This is a genomic window from Kitasatospora sp. NPDC127035 (assembly GCF_042726075.1).
Classification (GTDB): domain Bacteria; phylum Actinomycetota; class Actinomycetes; order Streptomycetales; family Streptomycetaceae; genus Kitasatospora.
This window is the reverse complement of record NZ_JBHXDN010000132.1, coordinates 1-6,627: the sequence shown is the minus strand read 5'-3', so window position 1 is coordinate 6,627 and position 6,627 is coordinate 1. Positions and strand designations below refer to the sequence as shown.

At 71.9% G+C, this 6,627-nt stretch carries 6 protein-coding genes; 3 read left to right on the top strand and 3 right to left on the bottom strand.

The annotated features are described in order from the left end of the window. Positions 1-791 precede the first annotated feature (791 nt). Positions 792-1,445 (top strand): helix-turn-helix domain-containing protein, encoded by a 654-nt coding sequence (locus ACFWIC_RS40360; protein ID WP_380522130.1) that lies wholly within the window; start codon positions 792-794, stop codon positions 1,443-1,445. 480 nt (positions 1,446-1,925) lie between these two features. On the opposite strand, the gene ACFWIC_RS40355 is transcribed toward ACFWIC_RS40360, so the two are convergent. The 3 genes from ACFWIC_RS40355 to ACFWIC_RS40345 form a co-directional block, all read right to left on the bottom strand. Next, positions 1,926-2,207 carry a winged helix-turn-helix transcriptional regulator gene (locus ACFWIC_RS40355; protein ID WP_380522128.1) on the bottom strand — a complete coding sequence of 94 codons (282 nt, stop codon included), beginning with the start codon at positions 2,205-2,207 and terminating at the stop codon, positions 1,926-1,928. Then, complete coding sequence (locus tag ACFWIC_RS40350; RefSeq protein ID WP_380522126.1) at positions 2,165-2,749, bottom strand: PP2C family protein-serine/threonine phosphatase; 585 nt, start codon at positions 2,747-2,749, stop codon at positions 2,165-2,167. The genes ACFWIC_RS40355 and ACFWIC_RS40350 overlap by 43 nt, the downstream gene beginning before the upstream one ends. Positions 2,750-2,890: 141 nt before the next feature. Further along, positions 2,891-4,285: a DUF1254 domain-containing protein gene (locus ACFWIC_RS40345; protein WP_380522124.1), complete on the bottom strand. Its 1,395-nt coding sequence runs from the start codon at positions 4,283-4,285 to the stop codon at positions 2,891-2,893. A gap of 157 nt (positions 4,286-4,442) precedes the next feature. Between ACFWIC_RS40345 and ACFWIC_RS40340 the strand changes: the two genes are divergently transcribed. Then, the gene (locus tag ACFWIC_RS40340) at positions 4,443-5,762 is read left to right on the top strand and encodes a DUF1254 domain-containing protein (protein WP_380522122.1); all 1,320 of its coding nucleotides are present in this window, start codon (positions 4,443-4,445) and stop codon (positions 5,760-5,762) included. Between the two features lie 2 nt (positions 5,763-5,764). Then, complete coding sequence (locus ACFWIC_RS40335) at positions 5,765-6,445, top strand: GAP family protein (protein ID WP_380522120.1); 681 nt, start codon at positions 5,765-5,767, stop codon at positions 6,443-6,445. The last annotated feature ends 182 nt before the right edge of the window (positions 6,446-6,627 follow it).

The window sequence follows — 6,627 nt, the reverse complement described above, 5'->3', positions numbered from 1 at the left end:
CCAACTGGAACAACTCCCACAGCTCATCCGGCACCAGCCGCTCAACGATCAGCACACTCGGAGTCTACTCAACCCACCCAAATGAGATGTCTTCTAAGAAGTCATCGACCCGGATGCCGCCCGTATTGTTCGTCACTTCAACGAAGACGAACTTGTCGTGCTCGCTGAGCCCCTGGAAGGTCTCAAGGGCGCCGATCGCGGTCCGGCCACCGACCAGGTCGGCGCCACTCTTCCCACTCCCGGTTCCGGGCCGGCCCGGCGACCCGGTGGCCGCAGGGCCGTACCGCTCGGCCGGCCCGGAACCGGCGGGGTCGCGCCGGGGGCCCGGGAAGAGGTGGATGCCGAAGCCCCCGTGCCAGTCCCCCGTGCCAGTAGGGACCGGGGCCGCACCGGACGCGGTGCCGCCCGACGTCGGCACGGGCCCGGGCAGCAGGGTCGGCGCCGCCGTACCGGGTGGGGACGCCGCCTTCCCGCCCGAGCCGCACGCAGCCAGCACGAGGACCGCGGACACCGCGACGGCTGCCGCGGCGGGACGGAAGGACACCCTTGGCACCGTTGGACTCCTCGGGACTGTTCACATCGAACGCGCGCCGGACCGCAGCCGGGACACACACGGCTGCGACCGGCCGCGTATAGGCTGGCGCGACGGGCTCCCCCTGGGGCAGCCCGTCGGCCCCACCCTTCGGGGCACCCGGGCAGCGGACAAGGCGTTGCCCGTTGCCAGGTGCGCGTTGGCAACACCGGGGCAGCACACCCCCGCAGACGGCACATCACCAAAAGCTGGGAGCACGATGGAATTCGGTGAGAGCCTGCGACGACTGCGGCAGGAGCAGGGCGTCTCGCTCGCCGAACTGGCACACGCCACCCGCTACAGCAAGAGCTACCTCAGCCGGGTGGAGAACGGCCGACGCAACCGGACCGAGGCACTGGCAGCCCATTGCGCCCGGGCGCTCGGCGTCGATGTCTCCCGCCTCGCACCAGCCACGGCCCAGACGCCGGGGCAGGCCGAGTCGGCAGCGCCCACACCTGCAGCTGCACCCGCCAGTTGCGGTTCCCGAGCCCCCGACCAGTTGCCCGCGCCACCCCACGCATTCACCGGAGGCGCATCCGATCTGGGCGCACTCGACGAGGCACTGCCCGCGTCCCTGGCCGCACCCGGCCGTACGAACGCCACCAGGCCCCGGGTGTGGATCCTCGACGGCATGGGCGGAATCGGCAAGACAGCGCCGGCCGTGCACTGGGCACACCGGATGAGACCGCGGTTCCCGGAGGGTGTGCTCTTCACCGACCTGGCCGGCCACGGCAGCGGCGCCGGTCCGCGGGAGCCGAACGAGGTGCTGGACGGCTTCCTGCGCGCGCTCAGGGCCGACCGGACGCCATTCCGTCCGCCATCGGGGAGCGCAGCGCCCTGTTGCGCACACTCCTGGCAGAACGGCGGGTGCTGATCCTCCTCGACAACGCGGCCCACGCAGCCCAGGTCAGGCCTCTGCTGCCGGGCTCGCCGGGCTGTCCGGTGTTGGTCACCAGCCGCAGCCGGATGGGCGGGCCTGGTCGCACGCGACGGTGCACGGCGGATCACCCTCGCGCCCCTGCCACGGTCCCACGCGGTGGACCTGCTGAGCCGCACGCTGGGCCCGAACGGGTCGACGCCGAAAGCGCCGCTGCGGCCGGCTGCCGCTGGCGCTGCGGGTGGCCGCCGAACAGATAGCCAGCCGGCCCGGCCTGAGCCTGGCCGAAGGCGGGCAGCCCACAGGACGCCCAACCCCTGTGTCGGAAGGCGCTGGCCCTCATGACCGACATCGGCGACCCCCACTGCGGCGACCTGCTCCAGCGGCTGGAGGGCCTCGAACGGCAGACGGCGGTCGGCAGCTGACCAGCGGCCCGGGGACCCACCGAGGCCGACGACGACCACGGGCGGATGCGGCTCAGGCCACCCGCCCGCCGTCGTACTCGGTGCGGCTGCGGCGGATGCCTGCGCCGTGCCGGTCCGCCCACCGGGCCACCGCCGCCAACACCTCGCACAACTCGCGCTCCGAATCGGTGAGTTCGTAGTCCACGCGGGGAGGAACGGTGGGTCTCACCAGGCGCAGCACCACCCCGTCCCGTTCCAGTCGCCGCAAGGTCAGGGTCAGCATTCGTGCCGACACGCCCTCCAGATGGCGATTCAACTCGCCGTACCGGCGCGGTTGTTCCTCCAGGAGTGCCACGACGAGAGCAGTCCACCGGTCACCGAGGCGGTCCAGCGCCTCCCGGGCCGGACACTCCTCGGCAGGTCTGCCGCGGGTTCGAATGCCGTCTCGCGGGTCCCCCACGCGTGTTCGGGATCGGTGAGAAACGAGCCGATCACCGGGCCGGTCGCGGCAGGGGGCTGCACGGAACCGTCTGCGCGGCGCAGGAGGGCGATCTCGTGGCCTGCGTTGAGCCAGGTGATGCGTCGGCGGCGGGGGTCGACCAGGACGACGACCAGGGTGGTGAACCGCTCGTCCTCGCGGGCGAGTGCGGACCAGGCGGCGGCCGCGGCGACCTCGGGGCTGCGGCCCAGGCGCAGTGCGACGACGCCGCTCTTGGCCTGGACGGCGAGCAGTCCCGCTTCGACGCCGTGGCCAGACGCATCCCCTTGGACCAGGGCGGTGCGGCCGTCGGGAAGTACGAGGGTCTCCACGAAGTCGCGGGCGACGACGCCTTCGGCCGCGAGGACCACGGTGTGCGCGGAGACGCCCGGGCCCGGGCTGTCCGAAGCCCACCGCAACTGGGCCACGATCACTCTGATGACCCACCGCCTGACCAGGCAGCAAACCCGCTTGGCCAGGCGGCCGAGGGACCGCTGGCAGCCTGATCAGGCCGGTTGCACCTGGTGCCTCCCGTGGCCGTGGGAGTGTCTGGCGGCGGGTCAGGTGGGGGTGATGTCGCCGAGCTTCCAGGTGCGGTCGAAGTACGGCTCCAGGGGTCCGTAGAACCGGAAGTAGGAGAACCAGTGCCGGCCGGGCAGGGTCTGCACCCAGTTCGACTCGCCACTGGCGGGGGGTTCGGGGCCGAAGCGCAGGTCGACCGAGCCGTCGGTGTTGCAGGTCAGGTCGGGGTCGCGCGAGCCGCGGTCGCCGCGCTGCTGGGGGTTGTCGATCAGGCAGCGGGTGGCGGCGTCGTACACGGTGGCCGACCAGAACAGCTTCGCGGGGACGTCGGCGGGCACGTGCAGAGTGTAGGAGCGGCCGCCGTCGAGCCACTGGCCGTCGGTGTCGGTGTAGGTGGCCAGGTATGCCTGGCCCTGACCGGGGGTCTGGCTCTTCATGGCGGCCGAGAAGCTCACGGCCTCGTAGAACCAGGCCGCGCGCTCCAGGAGCTGGTCGTGGTGCTCGGCGCGCTGGTCGGAGCGGTCCAGCATCAGCACCAAATCCCACTGCCGGTCGTCCCAGTACCGGGAGCCGTCGAACCGCTTGGCGAAGGAGTTCGCCCGGGCCATGAGCTCGCCCGCGGCGGCGGCCCGGGTGAGGATGCGGACCAGGCGCTCGTCGGGGGCGAAGGGCCTGCCCTTCTCGATGCCGAGCTGCTTGAGCATGGCGAGGAAGAAGCGGTCGCGTTCGTCGACGACCTCGTCCTGGTAGATGGCGTGCAGGCGCTCCCAGTAGGCGAGGCCGCGCGGCTGGTCGCCGGACCAGGGACGGCCGTCCGGGGAGACGATCCGGGTGGCGGACGCGCTGTCACGCTGCCCGTGCGGGTAGAGCCGGACCGCGTCCACCAGTTCCTTGGAGCGGCCGGGGTCGGGGTCCAGGGTGCGGAACCCGAACATGATGTTGGTGCCGGTGGAGGTCAGCACCCGCAGCCCCTCGGTGTCCGCCGGAGCCTGCTGCCCGGGCGCGAGGACCAGGTAGCGGCCGCCTTGTCCCTGGTCGGGGCCCATCTCGCCCATCACCGCGATCTCACGCTGCCAGAAGTCGGACACCCCGCCCGCCGTCGCGCCGGCCGGGAGCTCGATGACCAGCGGGCCGGTGCTGGCAAGGTCGACGAAGTTCAGGATGTAGGGGGTGGTGGCGTTCGCGGTGATCAGCCCGAGCCGGTCCCGGTACGTGACGTAATGGACCAGGTCGAACGGGCCCGCCCCGAACACCTCCCGGTGCACCTGCTGCCACTGCGCGTAGGACACCAGCGGCAGTGCCCACAGGTACGCCTGACAGGCCATCTGGTGGTCGAGTTCGTCGAAGACCAGGCCCAGGTCCTCGCGCTCGGGCAGCTCTCCGTCCATCCGCACCGAACCGAGCCCGCCGGGAAGCCTCACGTCATCGCCCATGCCCAGACGCTATGGGCGATCCCCCGCCCACGCATCCCGGGCCGTGGGCGCGCCTGCCGTCGGTGTCAGGTGCTGACGGGCCTGCGTGCCGGTGCCGCGCCTCCCCGGTCACAGATAGTACAAATAGGGCATATTCCTGCGGAGAGGGTGGCGGCGCATGAACGGTGCAGATCTGGACACGGTACGGGAGACGGCGGCGCGGGGCTGGCTGTACGGGCATCCGATGCTGGAGAACTATCGGACGATGTACGCGCAGGCCGTCGACGCGGACGACCACCGCTACGCGGGCGGGTTCGGAACGTTCAGGCACTACCCGCAGCCGTCCCGGCCGGAGAACACGGACGTCGTCACCCCGAACAACGACACCCCGTACTCGTGGGCGTGGCTGGACCTGCGCGCGGAGCCGTGGGTGCTGTCGGTGCCAGTGATGAACCGCTACTACGTGATGCCCTTCCACGACCTCGACACCACCTACGTCGGGTTCGTCGGCCCGCGCACCACCGGGCAGGACGCGGGCGACCACCTGATCGCCGGGCCCGGCTGGGACGGCCAGGCACCCGAGGGGATCGCCGGGGTGCTGCACGCGGATACCCAGCTCGTGGGCTGCGTGGGCCGTACCTACCTCGCCGGGATCACCGACGCGGACGTGGCGGACCTGAAGGCCGTCCAGGAGCAGTACCGGCTGCGGCCGCTGAGCGCATTCACCGGCCACGAGACCCCCGCCCCGGCGCCCGAGCCCGACTGGCCCATCTGGCGGGAGGAGGCGGGCACCAGCATCGAGTTCTTCACCGTGCTGGACTTCCTCCTCGGCTTCTTCCCCGTCCTGCCCGCCCAGAAGGACCTGCGCGAGCGCCTGGCCGCCCTCGGCGTCGACGGCTCCGGAACCTTCGAGCCCGCCGACCTCGCACCCGAGGTCCGCACCGCCATGGAGCAGGGCATCGCCGACGGCCGCGAGCGGCTGGCCGCCGTTCTGGACTCCGCGACCGACGCGAGCTCCTTCTTCGGCACCCGCGAGCAGCTGGGCGAGGACTACCTGACCCGCTCGGTCGCCGCGGACAAGGGCCTGTACGCGCTGCCCGCCGCCGAGGCCTGGTACGGCGGGTGGGTCACCGACGACGCCGGCAACCGGCCCCCGAACGCAGCGAGCCGCGACTACACCATCCACTTCGCCGCCGACCGGCTCCCCAAGGCCCGGTTCTTCTGGTCCGCCACCATGTACCGCCTGCCCGAACGCCTCCTGGTGGACAACCCCGCCGACCGCTACTCCATCGGCGACCGCACCCCCGGGCTCGTCTACGACCAGGACGGCGGCCTCACCCTGCACGTCCAGCACACCCGCCCCGCCGACCCGCAGCGGGCCGCGAACTGGCTGCCCGCACCCAACGGGCCGTTCACCGTCGTCATCCGCATGTACGCGGCCGATCCGGCCGTCCTGGACGGCACCTGGACCCTGCCCGCACTGACCGCGGGAAGCTGACCGTGGGGGACCCGATCGGGCAGATGCTGCCCTCCGCCGTCGGCATCGCCATCAGCCCGCTGCCGCTGATCGCCGTCATCCTGATGCTCGCCACCCCCAAGGGCCGCACCAACGGCATCGCCTTCGCCACCGGCTGGACCCTGTCCCTGACCGCCGCCATCGCACTGCTGGTCCTGGCCGGCTCCGGCGCAGACGCCTCGGGCGGGGACGGGCCCCCGGCCACGTGGACCGGCTGGGTCAAGCTCGCCCTCGGCGTGCTGTTCGTCCTGCTGGCCGTCAAGCAGTTCACCGGCCGCCCCCGTGAAGGCCACGTCGCGGCCCCGCCCGGGTGGATGAAGGCGATCGACCGGTTCACCCCCGCCAAGTCCGCCGGCCTCGCCGCGGCGCTGGCCGTCGCCAACCCCAAGAACCTGGTCCTCGTCGTCGGCGGGGCCCTCGTGATCGCGGGCAGCGCCGCGGGCACTGGCGGCAAGACCGTCGCGGCCGCCCTCATGGTCGCCGTCGCCTCGCTGTGCACCACCGTGCCGCTGGCCGTCTACCTCTTGGGCGGCGAACGCTCCGCCAAGACCCTCGACGGCTGGAAAGCCTGGATGTCCGTCCACAACGCCGCCATCATGACCACCGTCCTCGGCATCCTCGGCGCCAAGTACATCGGCGACGCCATCACCACACTCACCACCTGACCGCCAGGCCCAGTCACCGGCGAAACACGACCCCCAACCGTATGAAGCGACAATCATCGGCAGAAGCCCCTCAGCAGTCGTGGGGTTGTGCGGAACCCGGACGGGGGAACCAACGGCGGGGGGGGGCAGCCGCCCGCAACCCCCACCCAACAGGGCCCGAAGGTTAAGAAAACACCCCGCAG